Genomic DNA, 21,173 nt, shown 5'->3' on the forward strand with positions numbered 1-21,173 from the left:
TAGGATAGTGCTATTTTTTACGTCAAAAAAGGAAGAAAATCGAAAAAAGATTTTCTTCCTTTTACTTTATTCTAGAGACTTTTGGGTCAGCCTCTCGGACTGTAAACAAAGTATTGATTAATTTTGATACTTTTTTTAAATTAATCAAATAAGTAAACGTCATCTGATAGTTTTTTGTAGGTGATCATATTCATGTCCTGCAATAGTGGTTTCTCCGACTTTTTGAAAGCCATTATTTAAATAAATTCTATTGGCATTATCATTAATTTTATCGACATTTAGCCCTATAGTAGAAAGGTTTGTTTCTTTTACTATTTCAGGTAAGGCATTCAATAATTCTTTAGCAACACCTCGACCTCGGTAATCTGGTGAAGTTACTATTGTGTCCAAATACCATTCGTTATCAAATGCTTCATATTCTGTAAATAAACGATATTCTTTTGACAGGTTATGTTGTTCTAAAATATCGTAAAATCCGTCATCTATATTTTTTTCATGATGGTGCGGATAACCAAAAGCTATACCTGCGATGTTGCCATCTATTTCTTTAACCATCGCATTTTTGTAGCCATACCGATGTGTAGGTTTTTCTTTGTATGCCTTGATTAAAAGATTTTTTACTTCTTTTTCAGAAAGTTTATTAAAAATATCAAGTTCCATATCTTTTAGTACTATCATGACTAAGTCAATGGCTTGAGTAGCATCTTCCTTTTTAGCAAATCGAATCATGATTAATTATTCCTCCTATAGTTATACATATGGCAACTATATCATGGGTGTTTTATAGTAGCAACTTAGGAAAATAAAATTAATAAAAAGGTATTGATTATTTTGTTATTCATAGTATAATGTGGAGGTGCGTGTATACACGTATTTCTTTTTTATTTACAGTGTGGGAGGAGAAATTTCCATCTCCATTAAACCACATCACGGACTTAAGGAGGTATGTCTCGTGGCAAAGAAAGTTGAAAAATTAGTTAAATTACAAATTCCTGCAGGGAAAGCAACACCAGCTCCACCAGTAGGTCCAGCATTAGGTCAAGCGGGTATTAATATTATGGGATTCACAAAAGAATTCAACGCTCGTACAGCAGATCAAGCTGGCTTAATTATTCCAGTTGTAATTTCTGTATATGAAGATCGTTCATTTACATTTATTACAAAAACACCACCAGCTGCAGTATTACTTAAAAAAGCAGCTAACATTGAAAAAGGTTCTGGAGAGCCTAACTCTAAAAAAGTAGCATCTGTTACTAAAGATCAAGTAAAAGAAATTGCTGAAACTAAGATGCAAGACCTAAACGCAGCTGATATTGAAGCAGCTATGCGCATGGTAGAAGGTACTGCACGAAGCATGGGTATCACTGTAGAATAATTATTCTACAGCGACTCTTGAAGTAGCTTCTCAGTCGATTTATATTGAAAAATATAAATACGTGGGAGGTACAACCGTTATAACCACAATCAAGGAGGAAACAAAATGGCTAAAAAAAGTAAAAAAATGCAAGAAGCATTGAAAAAAGTAGATGTAACTAAAGAATATCCTGTAGCAGAGGCGGTAGCTTTAGCTAAAGAAACAAACATTGCTAAATTCGACGCAACTGTAGAAGTTGCTTATAGATTAAATGTAGATCCTAAAAAAGCTGATCAACAAATTCGTGGAGCAATGGTATTACCTAATGGAACTGGTAAAACTCAATCTGTATTAGTTTTCGCTAAAGGTGAAAAAGCTAAAGAAGCAGAAGCTGCTGGAGCTGACTTTGTTGGTGAAGCTGACATGGTTGAAAAAATTAAAGGTGGATGGTTTGGTTTCGACGTAGTTGTAGCAACTCCAGACATGATGGCTCAAGTTGGTCAATTAGGACGTGTATTAGGACCTAAAGGATTAATGCCTAACCCTAAAACAGGAACAGTTACTATGGACGTAACAAAAGCTGTTGAAGAAGTTAAAGCTGGTAAAGTAACTTACCGTGTAGACAAACAAGGAAACATCCATGTTCCAATTGGTAAAGTATCATTTGACGATGCTAAATTAATTGAAAACTTTGAAGCATTAAATGATGTTATCTTAAAAGCTAAACCAGCAGCTACAAAAGGTGCTTATATCCAAAACTTAACAATTACAACAACTTTTGGACCTGGTGTAAAAGTTGACAAATTTTCATTCTAATTAATAAAAACAGTTGACCTAGATAACTGTTAATGTTATAGTTATCTAGGTTAAAATATTATGCCGAAGACAGTAGGTGGTTCTAGAACCTTAATTTCCTACCGAGGACAATGATTAATACAATCAATAGTCCCTCTATGTCAACGGTGGCATGGAGTTTTTTTATTATAAAAAATTCCACCATCTATTAATTTACGGAGGTGAAAATAAATGAGTGAAGCATCAATTGCAAAAAAAGCACAAGAAGTTGAAGTGATTTCTGCAAAACTAAAAGAAGCTGCATCTGTAGTTGTAGTGGATTACCGTGGTTTAACTGTAGAAGAAGTAACTAACTTACGTAAACAATTACGTGATGCAAACGTTGAGATGAAAGTTATCAAAAATGGTATCTTACGTCGTGCGGCTGAAAAAGCTGGATTAGAAGGTATGGAAGATGTATTCTTTGGCCCTACTGCAGTAGCATTCAGTAACGAAGACGTTGTTGCACCTGCTAAAATCATGAATGATTTTGCAAAAGAAGCAGAAGCATTAGAAATTAAAGGCGGTATTATCGAAGGAAATGTTTCTTCTAAAGAAGAAATCGTTGCTTTGGCAAAACTACCAAGTCGCGAAGGCTTACTTTCTATGTTACTATCTGTACTTCAAGCTCCTGTCAGAAACGTGGCTTATGCAGTCAAAGCTGTGGCAGAAAAAGAAGAAGAAGTTGCTTAATTGCAGCATAGTTTATTAAAAAATAAAAATTAAATAATCGAAAGATTTAAAATGGAGGAAAACAACATGGCATTAAACGTTGAACAAATTATTGCTGATTTAAAAGAATCAACTATTTTAGAATTAAATGATTTAGTTAAAGCTATCGAAGAAGAATTTGGTGTATCTGCTGCTGCTCCTGTAGCTGTAGCTGGTGGAGCTGCTGAAGGTGGAGCTGCTGCTGAACAAACTGAATTCACTGTAGAATTAACTTCTGCTGGAGATTCAAAAGTTAAAGTAATCAAAGCAGTTCGTGAAGTAACTGGTTTAGGATTAAAAGAAGCTAAAGCATTAGTTGATGGAGCTCCATCACCACTTAAAGAAGGCGCATCTAAAGAAGAAGCTGAAGAAATCAAAGCTAAATTAGAAGAAGTTGGCGCTGCAATTACATTAAAATAATTCATTATTTTATGTATCAAGAGGAAGAGAAATCTTCCTCTTTTTTTTGTTTTAAAATACCTTGGTGTTAAGAGTTGAGAAATTTGTTTTAAAGACGTAAAATAGAGGGGGTAAAAACAAAAGGAAAAAGAATTGGAGAATAGAATGATTAATCGATTACATGACGATAGTTTAGCCCTGCACACAGATTTATACCAATTAAATATGATGAAAACTTACTGGGAATTAGGTAGAGATGATAAACATTCTGTTTTTGAATGCTACTTTCGTGATATGCCATTTAAAAATGGTTACGCTATATTTGCCGGATTGGAACGTATAGTTGATTATTTTGATAATTTATCTTTTTCAGATTCAGACATTGACTATTTGCGTAAAGTGACAGATTATCCGGAAGAGTTTTTAACTTATTTAAAAGAATTTAGGTTTAAATGCACTGTCAGATCAGCTCTTGAGGGAGAATTAGTTTTCAATAATGAACCGATCTTTCAAGTTGAGGGACCACTGGCACAATGTCAGTTAGTTGAAACAGCTGTTCTTAATATTATTAACTACCAAACATTAATCGCAACAAAAGCTGCAAGAATTCGTGCAGTCTGTGATGATGATTTGATTATGGAATTCGGTACCCGACGAGCACAAGAATTGGATGCTTCTATATGGGGGACTAGAGCGGCATATATTGGAGGATTTGATTCAACAAGTAATGTGAGAGCTGGTAAAATGTTTGGTATTCCCATTGCTGGAACTCATGCCCATAGTTTGATTCAATCGTATTTAAATGATTATGAAGGGTTTAAAGCGTACGCACAAACACACAAAGATTGTGTCTTTTTAGTGGATACATATGATACGTTACGTTCAGGAGTTCCAAGTGCGATTCGTGTAGCTAATGAGATGGGGGATAAAATTAATTTTATTGGTGTCAGAATTGATAGTGGCGATATGGCTTATATTTCTAAAAAGGTTCGAAAACAATTAGACGAAGCAGGATATCCTGATGTGAAAATTTATGCTTCAAATGATTTAGATGAGTCAACGATTTTAAATTTAAAAATGCAACGAGCAAAAATAGATGTATGGGGTATTGGAACAAAATTAATTACGGCATATGATCAACCAGCTTTGGGCGCTGTTTATAAAATAGTATCGATTGAAAACGATGAAGGCAAAATGGTTGATACGATTAAACTATCGAGTAATGCTGAAAAGGTATCAACTCCTGGTAAAAAACAAGTTTGGCGTATTACTGGTGAAGATGGTAAATCAGAGGGAGATTATATTACTCTTTGGACCGAAGATCCTAGAAAAGAAAAAGAGTTATACATGTTTCATCCAGTACATACCTATATAAATAAAACCGTTAAGAATTTTACAGCACGCCCAGTATTACAAGATATCTATATTGATGGAAAACGTGTATATGAATTACCATCATTGGAGGATATTAAGCAACTATCAAAAGATAATCAAGATTCATTATGGGAAGAGTATAAACGTAATTTAAATCCTCAAAAATACCCAGTTGATTTGTCAAAAGAATGTTGGGAGCATAAAATGGCAACCATCAAAAAAGTACATGATATGACAAAGAAAGAAGCAAAAAATAATTGATGTAAGGGCATAATGAGATGAATGAAAAAGAGAGCGCGTTTTGGAAAAAATTTTTAAAAGAGACAGACGTTGAAAAACCAGTTTTTGGTGAGTCTTGGTCGTTTGGTGCTATTCCTGATGAGTTAGCTAGTTTAGTACTGCAAGGGAAAAAGACGGCAACTGCGAGCGCTAAACTTGAATATGAATGGGGAAATGAGGAGTTACCTAAAGCAAATCGTTATTATGATATTTTGTTAGATGGGAAAGAGAATCCTGTAGCTATCTTGATGACAACAAAAGTTTATGTGACACCTTTTAAAGATGTAACAGCTGAACATGCCTTTAAAGAAGGGGAGGGAGATTTGTCTCTTTCTTATTGGCGAGAAGCTCATTATAGATTTTGGACAGAATTATTTGACGAAGTATACCATAAAACAGTTGATATAGAGAATATGGACGTTGTTTGTGAAGAATTTGAAATGGTCTACCAATAAAAAAAGAAAGAAGATGCCCCAAAAGTAATTTTTTAAATAAAAATCACTTAACTAATAAAATAGAAATCCCATGAAATCAACGTTATATTTAACAGATTTCATGGTTTTTTTCTATTCTAGGATTTTAGGAACAGCCTCTTTTTTGTAACATAAAGACATGACTTACTATTTGTTCATTATCTGTTTATACCTATTTTAGTATAATATAATTGTTATTTTATATAAAAGAATTCAATTATTAGTTATTTTAAAATAAAATAAATTGTTTTTTTTAAAAAAGTTTATTAATTTGCTGTTTGTTGATTATATGAGTAAACTATCGGATATTATATTAAAAGAAGGGGTAAACATGGTAAAACAAAAAAAGGTATATGTAAATAGTTTTGGAAGGGGGCGTTTGCTAGATGATAAAGGGGAACGTATTTTATTACGAACCAAAAAAGCGTACGAACTATTCTTTTACTTATTCCATTTTAGAGATGAATTGGTAACGAAGGATGACTTGGTCAATGTATTATATCCTAATATGATCACTGAAAAAGGTGGCAGTAATTTACATACGACTATTTATCAAATTAGAAAAGAGTTCGAGAAACATGGATATTCGGATATTATTGTCTATAAGTCAGGTACTTATTTTATCAATACAATAATAGATAATGATTACGATCAAGTTAAAAATAGTTTGCAAGAAGGACTCTCAGAAGACTCATTATTAAAAATGTTGAATGTCTATGATGGTCAATATTTTGAAAAGGATGGTTATGAGTGGAGTGAATATTTAAGAAAGGATATTCATAGTAAAATTATATTGAGTGTAAAAGAGGCTATTCTTTTAGATGAATTATCGAATATTGCCTTAATGCAATTTTTACTTGTATTTAGAGATGATTGTTTGAGTGATTTAGAATTGTTAGGAATTATTTTAGATAATTTTTTAAAAAGTAGAGACCAATTAAAGATAAGAAAGGTATTGAATGAAGCAAAACAATATTGGAAGTCTGAGTTGTCTTGTGACTTGCCAGGAGAGTTTGTTGGAAAATATGAATAATATATTCAACACCCTCATCATTTGAAATGTTATGTAGCGCGCCTCAAAAGCTAGACTAAAAAATTTAACTTTTGAGGTACATTACAAGTAGTAATTCCTTAATTATGTTTTGTTTTTTTTTGATTTATGATAGGTAATCTCAAGATGAATTCAACACCAATAGGGAGTATGTTTTTAGCTTGAATGTTTCCACCATGTTCTTCAACGATTTGTTTAGCAATCGATAGACCAAGACCATTTCCACCAGTTTCCTTGTTTCTTGAATCGTCTTCACGATAAAATCGAGTAAAAATATGATTTAGTTTGTCTTCTTTGATGTGAGGTCCTGTATTTCTAATGGCTACTTCCCACTGTTTTTTTGATGTTAAAGAAGAAGTGACAGTAATAATATCACCACTCTTTGTATATTTAAAGGCATTATCTAACAAAATTAGTAATACTTGATGCAGTTTAGCAACATCTACAGTCGCTTCAAAGGAAATATTTTCTTTAAAGAGCAGTTGTTTGTCCTGTTCCTCAGCTATCAGTTGAAAAGGGTCTAATACCTTATGAATAAAAGTATTTGTATCAATTGTTTCCTTATCAAGCACAAGAGTATTAGAGTCTCCCTTAGCTAAAAGAAGCAAATCACTTGTTAGTTTGGTAAGTCGTTGGGCTTCATTTAATGCTTGTGCAATATGTTCTGATTCATCAATAATAGTATTGTTAGGATGAGTAAATAGTTTTTCTAAATTTAGCCGAATAATGGTTAGCGGTGTACGTAACTCATGTGACGCATTTTCTACAAATTCTTGTTGTTTTTTCCAAGATTTTAAAATAGGTCTCATAGCAAATTCGGATAATCCGTAACTAATAGCTAATGATAGTAGCCAAAACACAAACATACAGATTAAAATAATCACACGAGATTGTTTAACAGCTTCATCGATTTGATTAACATTGACTAATACTTGAATATAGGCAATATTCAAGTTGTTTTCGCTTGGTGAGATGGTAATACTACGAAATGAAAATTTAGAATCATTATTTTTATTTTTTAAAGATAACGTTGAAATAATATCAGTATTTTTTTTATCCAGTGTCGGTTCTTCTAAGTTTTCTAGCTTATCTTCCACGGATGAATCATTTAATATATTACCATTTTTATCCCATAGAACAACCACTGTATTAAATTGATTGTTTGGTCCATTAAAATTAAATTTTGGTGTTCCAATAGGCCCGTCTTTTCCATCTTTATTTAACATTCGGATTTCTCTATCCAATAAACTGGGGTCATTTGCCATTCTCTCTAAAGTTGTGTCTGTTTCAGTGTAAGCTGAATTTTGGATAATTTGGATAGTGATAAAGGAAAGCAGTGAAAAAATTATGGCAAACGCACCGCAATTAATTAGAAAGAATTTTAGGCGTTGCTGTTTTGAAGCGGTTGATTTCATAGTGCATCCTCTTTTTGTAAAATATAGCCAACATTTCGTATAGTAGTTAATTGTTTATTTAAACTTGTTTCTTTTAAATGCTTTCTTAAATGGCTCATGTAGACCTCAACAACAGATAAAGCTGTGTCTGAATCATAGCCCCAAATGCGATTAAAAATCTGTTCTTTTGTTAGGATGATGCCTTTGTTTTGTAGCAAGTACACAAGTAAATCATATTCTTTACCTTGAATTTGTAAAACTTTATCTTGATACTTCACTTCTCGTTGTAGCAAAAGACAGGTTAAATCACCGTAACTAAGTGTGTTATCTTCATATAATTCAAATGTTCTTTTCAAAATTGCTTTACTCCTCATGAGTAATTCGTCACGATGAAATGGTTTGGTTAAATAATCATCGGCTCCAACTTCAAAGCCTTCTAATTTGTTTTCAAGACTATCTTTGGCTGTTAAAATTAAAATAGGAATGTTGTTTTTATCATTTCTCAATTTTTTTAAAATGGATAAACCATTCATATTTGGTAGCATTAAATCAAGTACCACAAAATCATATTCACCAGACTCAACTTCATATAGAGCCTCATCTCCATCATAAACTTGTGTCACGTCGCCAAGCTCAGTAAGGATGTCACGGATATGTTGGGAGATTTCTTTTTCATCTTCAATGACTAAAATTTTTATCATGTCATCACTCCTTTATATAAACTTTAACTACATTATACACAATATACAAAAAAACAAATACTAACTAACCAGCTTGTGAGGAACTGGCTAGTTAGTCATATTATCTTACTTCCTTATCTAGGAGCACCCATACCGCCTCCCATGCCCATGCCACTTTGGACAGCATTACCATCTTGATCAATATTCAAAACATTTGAACTATCAAAGGCTATCGTACTTAATTTTTCGCCAGTTGTTTTTGTTCCTGTCGGGTATAATCCACTGGATGATTCTTTGGATGTTGAACCGCCAGAAAGTAAAGTATAGGTTGCATCATTAGATAAATCTGGACTAGAAATTACGACATGTTGAAATTCTTTCTTGGATTTAAAGGTAACGAGGGGAGTACCATCACTATTAGTTAGACTATACAACGTATCGGCTGGTTGAGTTGAGTTGAAGGATATGCCGACACTTGCTTGAGAACTATCGTCACTAACATTCATTGCCATGTCGGAAGTTCCTGTTGCAATCAGTGTTCCACCTGTTAAATTAAATGTGCCATCGTAGTCAAGGGCACCATTTCCACCATTAGTTGGTCCATACACAATAACCTCTCCACCTGACATAGTAATAGATCCATTACTATCTAATCCATCACCAGAAGCATCTATTGTAATAGTGCCACCTGTAATTTCTAAAGATTTACTGTCATCCGCTTGACCAGGAGGATTTCCTCCTTGAGAAAATGAGTCAGCACCAAACTGTCCTGTTCCATCATCTTCACTGCTACCACCAGCGTTAATGCCATCGTCGGATGCTGTAACATTTATAGTGCCACCGTTTAATTTTATGACACTTGACTCGATTCCTTCATAACTATGGTTAATAGAAATATTTCCATTATCAACTGTCAAACTATTATCAGCGTGAATCCCGTCATCTCCAGTATCAATTGTATAATCGCCACCTTTAATAGTTAATGTGTCATTACTATGAATCCCATCGTCTAGGGTATTAAGAGAATACGTTCCACTAAGTAATGTGACAGATTTTGCTTTTAATCCTTTATAACTTTCATTGGTATCAAATTGTTCTGTGTTGTATCCACCACTCGTTTTGATATTAATCGATGCTTTTTGGATAGAAAGTGCTGTTTCAGCTTGGATTCCGTCCCGACCACTTTTAATAGTAAATTCACCACCATCGATAGCAATAAATCCCTTATTCTCTTCAGTCGAATTATTTGCTTGTATGCCATCGCCTTCACTAGTTGTTAATTTATATGTTCCATCTTTAATAGAGACAGAATCTTTTCCTTTTAGGGCGTTGTTTTTTGCATCAATAGTATAACTTCCTGAAACTAACGTTAAATCATCTTTGCTTCGAATACCATTGTTGTAGCTAGCCTTAACATTTAGAGACCCTTCGCCATTAATCGTCAAATCATCTTTACTAAATATAGTGGCATCTGGCTCTGTTTCACCATCATTTAAGGTATAGTTTTCACCGTCAGATACTGTGTTTTTAGAGTTTTTAGCAAGAGTTATGATGGCTTTATCAGTTTGTTCGACCAGTATAGCAGGACCATCATTATTATGGATAGTTGCATTATTGAGAACTAGCTGAACTTTTTCTGTTTTATCACAGTTTATGATAAGTTGACCATCAGATAATTCTCCATCAACAATGTATGTTCCACCCTTAGAGATGGTCACAATCTGACCATCTGCGGTTGCCCCTTCACCATTAATATCAACAGAATTACCAAGTTTAATCTTTGTTGCATTTGATTCGTCATAGTCTGCATTTAAATCTGTATCAGAGTACTTTCCTAAAAGATCAGTTGAATCATCCACAGAAGAGGTAGAACTTTTAGTGGTTTGAGTCGTAGATGTTGCATTAGACTCCGTTTTAGAGTTTTGACAGGCTGTTAGTAAAAAACTAGGACTTAACAGTAAGACTAGTAAGAGTGATTTTTTCATAAGAACTTCTCCTTTCTGTTATAACGTATCATTATGTGTTTTACATCTTCCAAGAACGACAGGTAGGTTACCGTTTCTTACACGAATAGCATCTAACAGTTCTTTTTCATTTGTCCCTTCTTTTAAGATTAAGTGATATCTTAATTCATATAGACTGCCCATTGTTGTCGTTCTGACAGAATCAAGTTGTTCGCTCGTTACAAATTGATCGAATATATCTTGAAATAAGTCCGGATAATCTAAATCTTCAGAAATCGTTATTTTCAATTCTCTTTCGGTGAATTTTTGTTTTGATCCAAAAGGTGTCAAATAAAGAGCTATTAAAATGATAGTAACAAAAAGCGAGAAAATAATAGCGTAAACGATGAATCCCATACCAGTTGCCAAGCCAATTCCCATAGACCAAAAAATACTAGTGATTTCTCTTGATCCTCCAGCAACAGAACGGAATCGAACCAAACTAAATGCCCCAACGACTGCCATACCAGTACCTAGATTACCATTTACTAACATAATCACTGATTGAACCAAAACAGGAAGAATAGCTAATGTGACGATAAAATTTTTTGTATAGATATTATTTAAGGTGTGGATGTATGAAACCACAATTCCTAATCCAATAGATGTTAGAGTGCAAAGAACTAATTGAGTCAATTGAATAGTAGAACTGCCATCTGGAAATATACTAGCTAACATGTGACATCACCTCAACATTATTTTTATGGATATAGCGACAGTAAGTTTGAGAATATTTAGAAAAACTTGCTTTTCTTAAATGGTATTTGTTTAGTAAATCAACAAACCATAAAGGGTAAGCACCTAGGACTTTCACTTCCATGAGCACGCCAATTTCGGGTGCCACAATTTTCCCGTAACTTCCGTGTTGTAAGCATAAATCATGCGTTCGGTAGCGAATGTCGTGGTCGAAAGTAACTCTGAAATTTGAATCATCTGGTGTAAAAAGTGATAAACGATCATAGGATATGAGGACTCTGGGTTTAAGGTTTTTATATCGTTTATATACCCAATCAATTTCTCGATAGGTTTGAGTATTTGCTAAGTCATCTGACAAAATATTTTGGGTTTCAAGATTAACGTAATCTTTATAAGACATGTCAATTCTTCTTTTATAAACGGTGCCTTGTATTTTCTTCTTTAGTTCTAAAAACACATGAGTATCTTCAGTAGGTGTTTGATAACTTCTAACTCTTAGTTTCTCCTTATAAGCAGGTTTTTCCATCGAGTGCTTTATTAATAAAAAATCCTCTGTGTCATAATATAGTGACATAATAGTGTGTAACCCATAACTATCTATAGACATATGCTGTTGTAAATCTGTCATGAAGTGTTCATATGTATCTAAATCAATCATGTATTTATGTTCTTTTCGTTTAAACTCTTTTTTTGCTTTCATATTATTCGACTCCTTTAAAAATAGTATGGATATAGTTTATATGATTAATCTTAACGCTACCTTAAAGGGAAAAACGATTAGTGATTATATTAACAAAAATAATATTGTATTCTTTTAATTGATAATATTATGATTATTTTGTCTCTTTTTTAAGTTTTTTAATTATTTATAAAGATAAAAGTATTTATTTATTAAAAGTGAAAAAAATCACATTAAAGTATTTACAAAGAGACAGAATTGTTGTATATTATATTTGTGAAATACATAACGAATTTAATTCAGGAGGGTATTACTTTGAAAGATAAAAATAAAAAAACAGAAGTTAAAGAACAATCAGTGGTTGAAACGATTGATCATTTAGTGGAAAACGCTCAAGAAGCATTAAAAGAAATGAAAACTTTTGATCAAGAAAAAGTGGATCATATCGTTCACCAAATGGCTATGGCTGCCTTGAATGAACATATGCCTTTAGCCAAATTAGCAGTAGAAGAAACTGGTCGTGGAATTTATGAAGATAAAGCTATTAAAAATATGTTTGCTTCTGAAAGTATTTGGAATAGCATCAAGAATGATAAAACTGTTGGAGTTATCAATGAAGATGACCAAAAACAAATCATTGAAATTGCTGACCCAGTCGGAGTTGTGTGTGGGGTAACACCAACAACAAACCCAACATCAACAACCATTTTCAAAGCAATGATTGCGATTAAAACACGTAACCCAATTATTTTTGCTTTCCATCCAAGCGCACAAAAATCATCTGCAGCAGCTGCAAAAGTTGTAAGAGATGCAGCAGTTAAAGCTGGCGCTCCTGAAAACTGTATTCAATGGATTGAAACACCATCTCTTGAAGGAACAAACACATTAATGAACCATGAAGGTGTTGCAATCGTCCTTGCAACTGGTGGTTCTGGAATGGTTAAAGCCGCTTATTCAACTGGTAAACCAGCTCTTGGTGTAGGTCCTGGTAATACACCTGCCTATGTTGAAAAATCAGCTAAAATCAAACGTGCTGTAAATGATTTAATTACTTCTAAATCATTTGATAATGGTATGATTTGTGCATCTGAACAAGGTGTGATTGTTGATAAAGAAATTTATGATGCAGTGAAAAAAGAATTTGAAGCTCATCAAGTCTATATCGTTAAACCAAATGAATTAGAAAAATTAGAAAACGCCGTGATGAATGAAACTAAAACAGCAGTTAACCCTAAAATTGTTGGACATTCAGCAGTATCAATTGCAAAAGATGCTGGAATTAAAGTACCAGAAGGAACTAAAATTTTAGTAGCTGAATTAGAAGATGCTGGTCCAGATTATCCATTATCACGTGAAAAATTATCTCCAGTATTAGCAATGTTTAAGGCTGAGAATACTGAACATGGTTTAGAACTATGTGAAAAAATGTTAAAACTTAATGGTGAAGGTCATACAGCTGTTCTGCATTCTGAAGATGAAGACTTACAATTAGCCTTTGGTTTAAGAATGAACGCTTGTCGTATTTTGATTAACTCTCCAGCGGCTCAAGGTGGTATTGGTGATATTTACAACGAAATGATTCCATCATTAACTTTAGGTTGTGGATCTTATGGTAAAAACTCAGTATCTAAAAACGTTTCAGCAGTTAATTTAATTAACACTAAAACTTTAACGAAACGGAGAAATAACATGCAATGGTTTAAATTACCTGAAAAAATTTACTTTGAATTAAACTCTATTCAATACTTACAAAAAATGAAAGACGTTGAGCGCGTGTTTATCGTTTGTGACCCTGGTATGGTTGAGTTTGGTTACGCTCAAAAAGTAATTGATGAATTAATGAAACGTCAAAATAAAGTGAAATTTGAAATGTTCTCAGATGTGGAACCTAATCCTTCAACTGATACAGTTTACGCTGGTACAGAACAAATGATGAAATTCCAACCTGATACAATTATTGCTATTGGTGGTGGCTCTGCTATTGATGCGGCTAAAGGTATGTGGTTGTTTTATGAACATCCAGAAACTGAATTCTTTGGTGCTAAACAAAAATTCTTAGATATTCGTAAACGTGCGTATAAAATTCCCGAAGCTAGAAAAGCTAAAATGGTTGCTATTCCAACAACATCAGGTACTGGTGCGGAAGTAACACCATTTGCGGTTATTACTGATAGCGAAACACACGTTAAATACCCATTAGCTGACTATGCTTTAACTCCAGATGTGGCAATTATTGACCCACAATTTGTTATGAGTGTTCCTGCTTCTGTTACAGCAGACACTGGTATGGACGTATTAACTCATGCAATTGAGTCATATGTATCTGTTATGGCAAGTGATTACACAAGAGGTTTAAGTTTACAAGCGATTAAATTAGTCTTTGAAAACTTAGAAGACTCAGTTAAACATCCTAACTTAGAAAACCGTGAAAAGATGCACAACGCTTCAACTATGGCTGGTATGGCATTTGCCAATGCATTCTTAGGTATTTGTCATTCAATCGCTCATAAAATTGGTGGAGAATATGGTATTCCTCATGGACGTACTAATGCGATTCTTTTACCACATATTATTCGATATAATGCAAAAGATCCTTCAAAACATGCATTATTCCCTAAATATGATTACTTTAGAGCAGATACAGATTATGCAGACATCGCGCGTTTCTTAGGACTTAAAGGAAATACAACAGAAGAGTTAGTAGATGCTTTAGCTAAAGCTGTTGATGACTTAGGAAAACGTGTTGGAATCGATATGAACTTATCAGCTCAAGGTCTAAGTAAAAAAACATTGGATGCAACAGTTGATCGCATGGCAGAGCTTGCTTACGAAGACCAATGTACAACTGCTAACCCTAAAGAACCATTAATTAGTGAATTAAAACAAATCATTATTGATTCTTATGAGGGTAACTAATTTATGTTAAAAAAGGTGGCTCTATAATTTCTACTGTTGGTAACACAAGTTACCGACAGTTTTTTTGTATACAAAAACATGTGATATCCGTTAGAATGAAATTGAGAAAAAACAAACTAAGGAGGATACCACATGTCATATTCACAGACTATCAAAGATATCTTAAATATACTAGACCTAAATATTATTTTTAATGAAAATTGTTTATCTACTGAAAAAATAAAAGGCGTTTTCTCTCGGATATTCCATGGCTTTTTAGAAGAATCCCCTAAATGCTGTCCGCATTGTCAAAGTAATCACTCTAATATTATTAAATGGGGATATACAACTAGCCTAATTAAAATGCCTAGTGTTTCTGAATATGTTACTTATATTAGATTAAAAAAACGTCGTTTCTTTTGTAAAAAATGTGATACGACTTTTGTTTTAGATACCCCTTTTGTTTCTAGAAACAACTGTATTTCTAATAATTTAAAACGTCTCATTGCGAAACAGTTAACCTCTAAACACGCCATGAGTGATATCGCAAAACAAACGAGCGTCTCAACTTCAACTGTCTCTCGCGTATTAAAAGAGTGGTATGAACCGATTAAGAAGTATAGTTATGAACTTCCATCTGTACTATATTTTGATGAATTTAAATCTGTTAAAAAAGTAGCTGGTTCAATGAGTTTTATTATGATGAACGGTGAAACAAATGAATTAATTGATATTCTACCTGATCGAAGATTACCAAAAATTGAGAATTATTTTAATGGCTTCTCTCTAGCTAATAGAAAACAAGTAAACTATGTCGTTTCAGATATCTATCAACCTTACATTACTTTAACTAAACGAGTGTTCCCTAACGCTAAAGTCGTTTTAGATAAATTTCATCTCGTTCAACATCTCGGCAGGGCATTTCAAAAGATACGGATTAAAATAATGACTCAATTAAAATATAAAGATAACGGGGTTATCTATAGACGAATTAAAAAGTATTGGAAATTACTTCAAAAAAGCTATGACAAATTAGATTATATCCAACAGCATTGGCGTCCATCCTTTAAAGCGTATCTTTCTGAAAAAGAATTACTTGAACGCTTACTTACCTATGATTCTAAATTGACAGAGGCTTACAACACCTATCAACAAATTTTAAGAGCGATTCAAACAAAGGATTATTCTTTATTTTTGGAATTAATTAATCAACCAACAGGATTTAAAGAGTTTATTCCTGTTTTCAAAACATTTAAAAAATATCGAGAAGAAATAAAAAACACCTTTGAAACATCTTATTCAAACGGTCCATTAGAATGTATGAATAACCACATTAAAGTCATTAAGCGTAATGCCTATGGCATGAGAAGTTTTTATAATTTTAAGCTACGACTATCAATTTGTTTAAAAGAATCTACCTTTACATCACCAAAAAAGATCTAGAAAAATAAATGCTTTCTAGATCTTAAATTCTAACGTATTAATCCTTACCAACAGTAGTTGACAAAGAGCCAAAAAGGTCGGCTCAAGATAATCTTGGGCTGACCTTTTTTCTATTCAATTAAATCATACGTTGTCGTATTTGGTTCATAAACTAATGTTTGTTTTTCAATAGGAACAGTGATAGACGAAATAGCGGGGCCAACTTTTTCTTTGAAATTAATTTTTTTAAAAGTGTTATCCGTTAACTCAGCATATCCTTTGATGATAGAGACCTGTTTAATAGGTTGAAAAGTTATAACGTCATTCGATAAATCTAATTGATAGATATCCTTATCATCTGTAAAAAAGTAGAAAGCATCATTCTTTCCTAGATAACTTAGAGAATTAGTTTCAGTAATAGTTTTCTTTTCATAAAAAGGGAGATTTAGGGTTTTATTGATATCATATAAATTAGCATTATTTGATGTGTCATTTGCTCGTTTTTCATAATTTTAATTGTCAAATTAAGTTGGACAAAATATCATGATCGACATAACTCAAAAATACTTCTAATGGTGTTAGGTAATTTAGTGATTTTCTCGGAATCTTATTTCTTTTTGATGCAATTGATTGAATAAAAGATTCATCAACGCTGTTGAAATCCATATGTTTCAGTAATCCATCTTTACGTAATAATCCATTAGAATTTTCGTTTAAACCTCGTTGTGACGGTGTTCCTGGATCAGCAAAATAGATATCAATATCATTCAAGTTACTAACTGATTTCCAGTTAGAAAACTCTTTTCCACAATCAAATGTGATGGATTTAAAAAGATGATTGGGCACGTTATCAAACCAATTATTTAGACTATTTTCAATGTTTACTGCCTTTCTACCCGTTGGTTTTAGTGTAATAGTTACTTTTGAGAGTCTTTCAACGAGTGTGATGATAGCACTTTTATGATCTTTTCCAACAATAGTGTCACCTTCGAGGTGACCAAACTCATGATTAAAGTGTTGATAGTCCTCATTACGTTGATGGATAGTTCGTTTAAAGGCTTGTTTTCCTCTTTTTTCTTTATGACCATTTGATTTTCTTTTTCCCTTCATAGGTAACGATGACACGTCAAATGTTCCCTGTTTAAATAATCTATAAAGAGTTCTAACAGAGCATGAAATAGGAAACTCCGCACGACCAATAATGACATCTGGAGTCCACCCTTGAACCACTTTCTTTTGAATATATTCTGTTTCATCATCAGGTAAAGAAATAGGACGTCTACCACACTTCTTTTTATTGTTTTTATATCTTTTATAGTAATCTAGTGCAGATAACCCGTCATCAAAAGCTTTGTAAACATTATAAATAGTCTGTTTTGATCGTTTTAATAACTTAGCAACAATTATTCCTTTTTTATGTATATGATAATAAGATTCTATTAAAACGAGTTCATCTGTAGTAAGATGTGTATAGGTCATTTGTGAGCACTCTCCTTGTTTTCTTTTGTCGGAATTACAATTTGAGTGTATCACAAATGATTTTTTATTTGTCTAGCTTAATTTTACAATCGGCGTAATGTAAAATAGCCATTTTTGTTTTACGATTAGCATTAATTTCGAATGGATACAGTTGTCGATAGTCTGTCGTATACACAAAAATCCCTATAGTTATCGCACAAGATGTTACAATAATAATCAAAATAGATTTAAATATTCTTTTTTTGTTTTTTGTTGATGGGGATAAACCTAGTAATATAAAAAGTGTGATAGCTATTATTAAAAAAAAATAGGCAAAACGGCATTAATTAAGTGTTTCGATAGATACCAGTAGTTACTACTAATCATTATAAAAAACATCCTAAATAAATATGTCTATTAATTATAGCATAGTAGTGATTGATCAGTTTATTAAAATTTTAAAAACAAATGAGTCCGTATATGGTTTATATTTGATAATAGTGGTAGAATCAAGGATGTATGTTTTTTAGATTATAAGATATTACGGGGTGAAAAGGTGAAAAAAAATAATTCAAGTAGAAATATTATTATAGCAGTTACTGTGGTGATTGTTATCATTTTATTAGTTACGTTTAGTGCTATGCAACGAGATAATAACAAGAAAAGTTTACCAGGGCAATCTCAGACAAACAATGTCATTGCTAAAGTAGATAATGTGGTAAAAGCGCCATTTCGTTTATTAGAGAGTGGTGTTAAGAGCATTAATAATTTATTTAACACCTATACAGAAAATCAAGAATTAAAAAAACAAATTGATAAAAGTGTCTCACTCGAAGCAGAACTTGCTAGTCAAAAAGCTGAAACAAGAAAATTAAAAGAGCAATTAAAACTAAATGATACGTTAACAGATTACGATATCATTAATGCAAGTGTCATCAATCGATCACCAGATAGTTGGCAAGATGTGTTGATTATTGATAAAGGGACCAAAGATGGTATTGAAGTTAATATGGCAGTTATGGGAGATAAGGGGTTAATCGGTCGTGTGATTATTGCAGAATCTGGAAGTTCAAAAGTGGAACTATTAACAACCCAGAATCAAAATACGAATCACTTTCCTGTGATGATACAAACTGATGATGAAAAGTCAGCTTATGGTTTGATGGAAGGTTATAATAGTAAGACACACACTCTTATTGTGTCACAATTAACGAGTGTAGATAATATCAAAAAAGGTGACCTAGTATCGACATCTGGCTTGGGAAATAATTCCCCAGAAGGATTAGTAGTCGGTGAAGTGAAAGAAATTAAAAAGAATAAAACAGGGCTAAATGCTGAAGTGTTAGTGTCTCCTGTTGCGGATATGTATGATGTTTCAAGTGTGACGGTTATAAAACGTCTTGCAGGAAATCAAGAGGTGAAATAATGGCAAAGAAATCCTACTATCCATATTATCTTCCAGTCATATTATTTATTGCGATGTTAGTCGATGGACATGTAAGTAGTGCGATGATGGGGATGTTATCCATTCCAATGACGTTTACAAGTCACTTAGTCCTATTGATATTAATGTTTTCAACATTCAAAGTGAGTCAGTCTTATTTGATGATCTGTGCAACAGTCGTAGGGTTACTATATGATTCTTATTTTTACAATGTGTTAGGAATTAATCTTATTTTATTGCCTTTAATTGTATTTTTAATGTATCGTTTATTTGATTATGTAAAGCCTAATACGTTGACTTTGATTTTAAGTTTTATTGTGTTTGTGACATTGATTGCTATTGGTAGGGCTGTTTTACTTACAGTATTTAAATTAACAAATGCGACTTTTTTAGATTTTTTTACGAGAAATCTCGCACCTTCTTTATTAGTCAATACACTATATATCTGTTTATTAGTTATCCCGCTATCGAGGGTATATAGAATTAATGAAATAAAATGAGCAATTGAAATGTTTTTGTAACATTCCTATCATGCAAGTGACATGTATCTATGTTAGAATTTATTTATTGTTAAAGTTAATGAAAAATTAAATGATTAAATAAAGAAAATAAATGTGAATTTAAAAATGGAGGATGGCTAACTTTGAAGAAAAAAGTATTATCGACTGTTTTATTAAGTAGTATGTTGTTAAGCTCTATAGGTGCACCAGCAGTAGCTACTGCTGCAAGTGCAGATTCAAAAGTTGAAGAACAAAATAAAAAAATTAAAGAATTGGCTTCTAAAGAACAAGAAGCATCAAGTCAATTATCAAGTATTAAAGAAAATATTTCATCTATTAGAGAAGAAGCATCAGCTTTACAAACAAAGCAAGTAGAATTAACGAAAGAAATCTCTAGCTTAAATGGTGAAGTAAAAGATTTAGAAGCTCGTATTGCCAAACGTGATGCGTCTATTAAAGAACAAGCAAGATCAGTACAAGTGGATTCTAATAGTTCTAATGTTGTAGACTTAGTGCTAAATGCAGAATCTGTTTCTGATGCTTTGACTAAAGTGATGGCTGCAAGTCGTTTAGTTGGAGCAAACAATGATATGATGAAACAACAAAAAGAAGATAAAGATGCTGTTGAATCTAAGAAAGCATCAGTTGAAGAAAAAGCAAAAGAAGTTCAACAAACTGCTGTGACTTTAGAAGCTAAAAAAGGTGAATTAGAAGACCAAGAATTAGCTCAGCAAGCAACTGTGAGCCAAATTTCTGCTGAAAAAGCGACAGAAGAGAGTAAAAAAGAACAATATCTAGCTGAGCAAAAAGCAGCTGAACAAAAAAGAGAAGAACAACAAAAAGCAGTAGAAACAGCAAAAGCTGAGCAACAAGCACAGGAAGCTCAAAAGAAACAAGATATAGCTGCTGGTAAGATTGATAAACAAGAAAGTATTGTAACACCAAATGAAATTAAACCAACTCAACCAGAGCAATCAGTAACACCAACTACTCCTGTTGAGCCTGTAACGCCAGTTACGCCTGAGCCAAGCAACCCTACACCGGAAGAAAGTACGCCGGTAGCGACTACGCCAACACCAGCTGCACCAGCTGCTAATAGTAGTGCAGTAGTAGCAGAAGCTTATAAACATATTGGAAAACCTTATGTTTGGGGTGCTAAAGGACCAGAGTCATTTGACTGTTCAGGGTTTACTTCTTATGTATACCGTCAAGCAGCAGGTAAAGAAATTGGTGGATGGACTGTTCCTCAAGAAAGTGCAGGAACTCAAATTTCATTGAGTGATTTACAGCCTGGTGACTTAGTATTTTGGGGCTCTAGAGGAGCAACATATCATGTAGGTATTTATGTAGGTGGTGGACAATATATCCATGCACCACAACCAGGAGAAACTGTGAAAGTAACGAGCATGTCTTATTATTCACCAGATTTTGGTGTAAGAGTTAACTAATTTGATAAAAAAATCATTTTAGTGATTCGTAGTTTATTACTGCGAATCACTTTTTTTGTTGACAAACAATATATCATTC

19 protein-coding genes and 1 other annotated feature are annotated in these 21,173 nt (G+C 32.9%); of the genes, 12 read left to right on the forward strand and 7 right to left on the reverse strand.

What is annotated here, in order from left to right:
* Positions 1-159 precede the first annotated feature (159 nt).
* The gene (locus JNUCC83_RS00395) at positions 160-729 is read right to left on the reverse strand and encodes a GNAT family N-acetyltransferase (RefSeq protein WP_454460295.1); all 570 of its coding nucleotides are present in this window, start codon (positions 727-729) and stop codon (positions 160-162) included.
* 223 nt (positions 730-952) lie between these two features.
* Here JNUCC83_RS00395 and rplK point away from each other — a divergent pair, with 223 nt between their 5' ends.
* The 7 genes from rplK (at position 953) to JNUCC83_RS00430 (ending at position 6,457) form a co-directional block, all read left to right on the forward strand.
* Positions 953-1,375, forward strand: a complete 423-nt coding sequence (gene rplK / locus JNUCC83_RS00400; protein ID WP_454460296.1) for a 50S ribosomal protein L11 — start codon at positions 953-955, stop codon at positions 1,373-1,375.
* Between the two features lie 105 nt (positions 1,376-1,480).
* The gene (gene rplA, locus JNUCC83_RS00405) at positions 1,481-2,170 is read left to right on the forward strand and encodes a 50S ribosomal protein L1 (RefSeq protein ID WP_454460297.1); all 690 of its coding nucleotides are present in this window, start codon (positions 1,481-1,483) and stop codon (positions 2,168-2,170) included.
* Between the two features lie 45 nt (positions 2,171-2,215).
* Positions 2,216-2,343, forward strand: a sequence feature (ribosomal protein L10 leader region).
* Between the two features lie 37 nt (positions 2,344-2,380).
* A complete protein-coding gene (rplJ, locus tag JNUCC83_RS00410) occupies positions 2,381-2,881 on the forward strand; it encodes a 50S ribosomal protein L10 (RefSeq protein WP_454460298.1) in 501 nt (166 codons plus the stop codon).
* Positions 2,882-2,947: 66 nt separating this feature from the next.
* Entirely contained in the window at positions 2,948-3,319 is a 372-nt protein-coding gene (gene rplL / locus JNUCC83_RS00415; RefSeq protein WP_454460299.1) for a 50S ribosomal protein L7/L12, read from the forward strand.
* A 144-nt stretch (positions 3,320-3,463) separates the two neighbouring features.
* Positions 3,464-4,933 (forward strand): nicotinate phosphoribosyltransferase, encoded by a 1,470-nt coding sequence (locus JNUCC83_RS00420; RefSeq protein ID WP_454460300.1) that lies wholly within the window; start codon positions 3,464-3,466, stop codon positions 4,931-4,933.
* 17 nt (positions 4,934-4,950) lie between these two features.
* On the forward strand, positions 4,951-5,406 hold the full coding sequence (locus JNUCC83_RS00425) for an ASCH domain-containing protein (RefSeq protein ID WP_454460301.1): 456 nt from the start codon (positions 4,951-4,953) through the stop codon (positions 5,404-5,406).
* A 349-nt stretch (positions 5,407-5,755) separates the two neighbouring features.
* The gene (locus JNUCC83_RS00430) at positions 5,756-6,457 is read left to right on the forward strand and encodes a hypothetical protein (RefSeq protein WP_454460302.1); all 702 of its coding nucleotides are present in this window, start codon (positions 5,756-5,758) and stop codon (positions 6,455-6,457) included.
* 98 nt (positions 6,458-6,555) lie between these two features.
* On the opposite strand, the gene JNUCC83_RS00435 is transcribed toward JNUCC83_RS00430, so the two are convergent.
* The 5 genes from JNUCC83_RS00435 to JNUCC83_RS00455 all read right to left on the reverse strand — a co-directional run bounded on the left by JNUCC83_RS00435 (position 6,556) and on the right by JNUCC83_RS00455 (position 11,948).
* Positions 6,556-7,890 (reverse strand): sensor histidine kinase, encoded by a 1,335-nt coding sequence (locus tag JNUCC83_RS00435; protein ID WP_454460303.1) that lies wholly within the window; start codon positions 7,888-7,890, stop codon positions 6,556-6,558.
* Positions 7,887-8,570, reverse strand: a complete 684-nt coding sequence (locus tag JNUCC83_RS00440; protein ID WP_454460304.1) for a response regulator transcription factor — start codon at positions 8,568-8,570, stop codon at positions 7,887-7,889. The genes JNUCC83_RS00435 and JNUCC83_RS00440 overlap by 4 nt, the downstream gene beginning before the upstream one ends.
* Before the next feature lie 113 nt (positions 8,571-8,683).
* On the reverse strand, positions 8,684-10,534 hold the full coding sequence (locus JNUCC83_RS00445) for a carbohydrate-binding domain-containing protein (RefSeq protein WP_454460305.1): 1,851 nt from the start codon (positions 10,532-10,534) through the stop codon (positions 8,684-8,686).
* A gap of 18 nt (positions 10,535-10,552) precedes the next feature.
* Complete coding sequence (locus JNUCC83_RS00450; RefSeq protein ID WP_454460306.1) at positions 10,553-11,230, reverse strand: DUF4956 domain-containing protein; 678 nt, start codon at positions 11,228-11,230, stop codon at positions 10,553-10,555.
* Entirely contained in the window at positions 11,220-11,948 is a 729-nt protein-coding gene (locus tag JNUCC83_RS00455; protein WP_454460307.1) for a polyphosphate polymerase domain-containing protein, read from the reverse strand. Before JNUCC83_RS00455 ends, JNUCC83_RS00450 begins: the two co-directional genes overlap by 11 nt.
* A 294-nt stretch (positions 11,949-12,242) precedes the next feature.
* Between JNUCC83_RS00455 and adhE the strand changes: the two genes are divergently transcribed.
* The gene (gene adhE, locus JNUCC83_RS00460; protein WP_454460308.1) at positions 12,243-14,843 is read left to right on the forward strand and encodes a bifunctional acetaldehyde-CoA/alcohol dehydrogenase; all 2,601 of its coding nucleotides are present in this window, start codon (positions 12,243-12,245) and stop codon (positions 14,841-14,843) included.
* Positions 14,844-14,975: 132 nt separating this feature from the next.
* Positions 14,976-16,265: an ISL3 family transposase gene (locus tag JNUCC83_RS00465; protein WP_454459351.1), complete on the forward strand. Its 1,290-nt coding sequence runs from the start codon at positions 14,976-14,978 to the stop codon at positions 16,263-16,265.
* Positions 16,266-16,763: 498 nt separating this feature from the next.
* On the opposite strand, the gene JNUCC83_RS00470 is transcribed toward JNUCC83_RS00465, so the two are convergent.
* Positions 16,764-17,723, reverse strand: coding sequence for an IS30 family transposase (locus tag JNUCC83_RS00470; RefSeq protein ID WP_454460309.1), 960 nt, complete (start codon positions 17,721-17,723; stop codon positions 16,764-16,766).
* Positions 17,724-18,258: 535 nt separating this feature from the next.
* Here JNUCC83_RS00470 and mreC point away from each other — a divergent pair.
* From mreC to JNUCC83_RS00485, 3 genes are all read left to right on the forward strand, one after another.
* Positions 18,259-19,128 (forward strand): rod shape-determining protein MreC, encoded by an 870-nt coding sequence (gene mreC / locus JNUCC83_RS00475; protein WP_454460310.1) that lies wholly within the window; start codon positions 18,259-18,261, stop codon positions 19,126-19,128.
* Positions 19,128-19,646: a rod shape-determining protein MreD gene (mreD, locus tag JNUCC83_RS00480; RefSeq protein WP_454460311.1), complete on the forward strand. Its 519-nt coding sequence runs from the start codon at positions 19,128-19,130 to the stop codon at positions 19,644-19,646. Before mreC ends, mreD begins: the two co-directional genes overlap by 1 nt.
* 143 nt (positions 19,647-19,789) lie before the next feature.
* Positions 19,790-21,094 carry a C40 family peptidase gene (locus JNUCC83_RS00485; RefSeq protein WP_454460312.1) on the forward strand — a complete coding sequence of 435 codons (1,305 nt, stop codon included), beginning with the start codon at positions 19,790-19,792 and terminating at the stop codon, positions 21,092-21,094.
* Positions 21,095-21,173: the final 79 nt, after the last annotated feature.

Source organism: Vagococcus sp. JNUCC 83 (assembly GCF_053667615.1).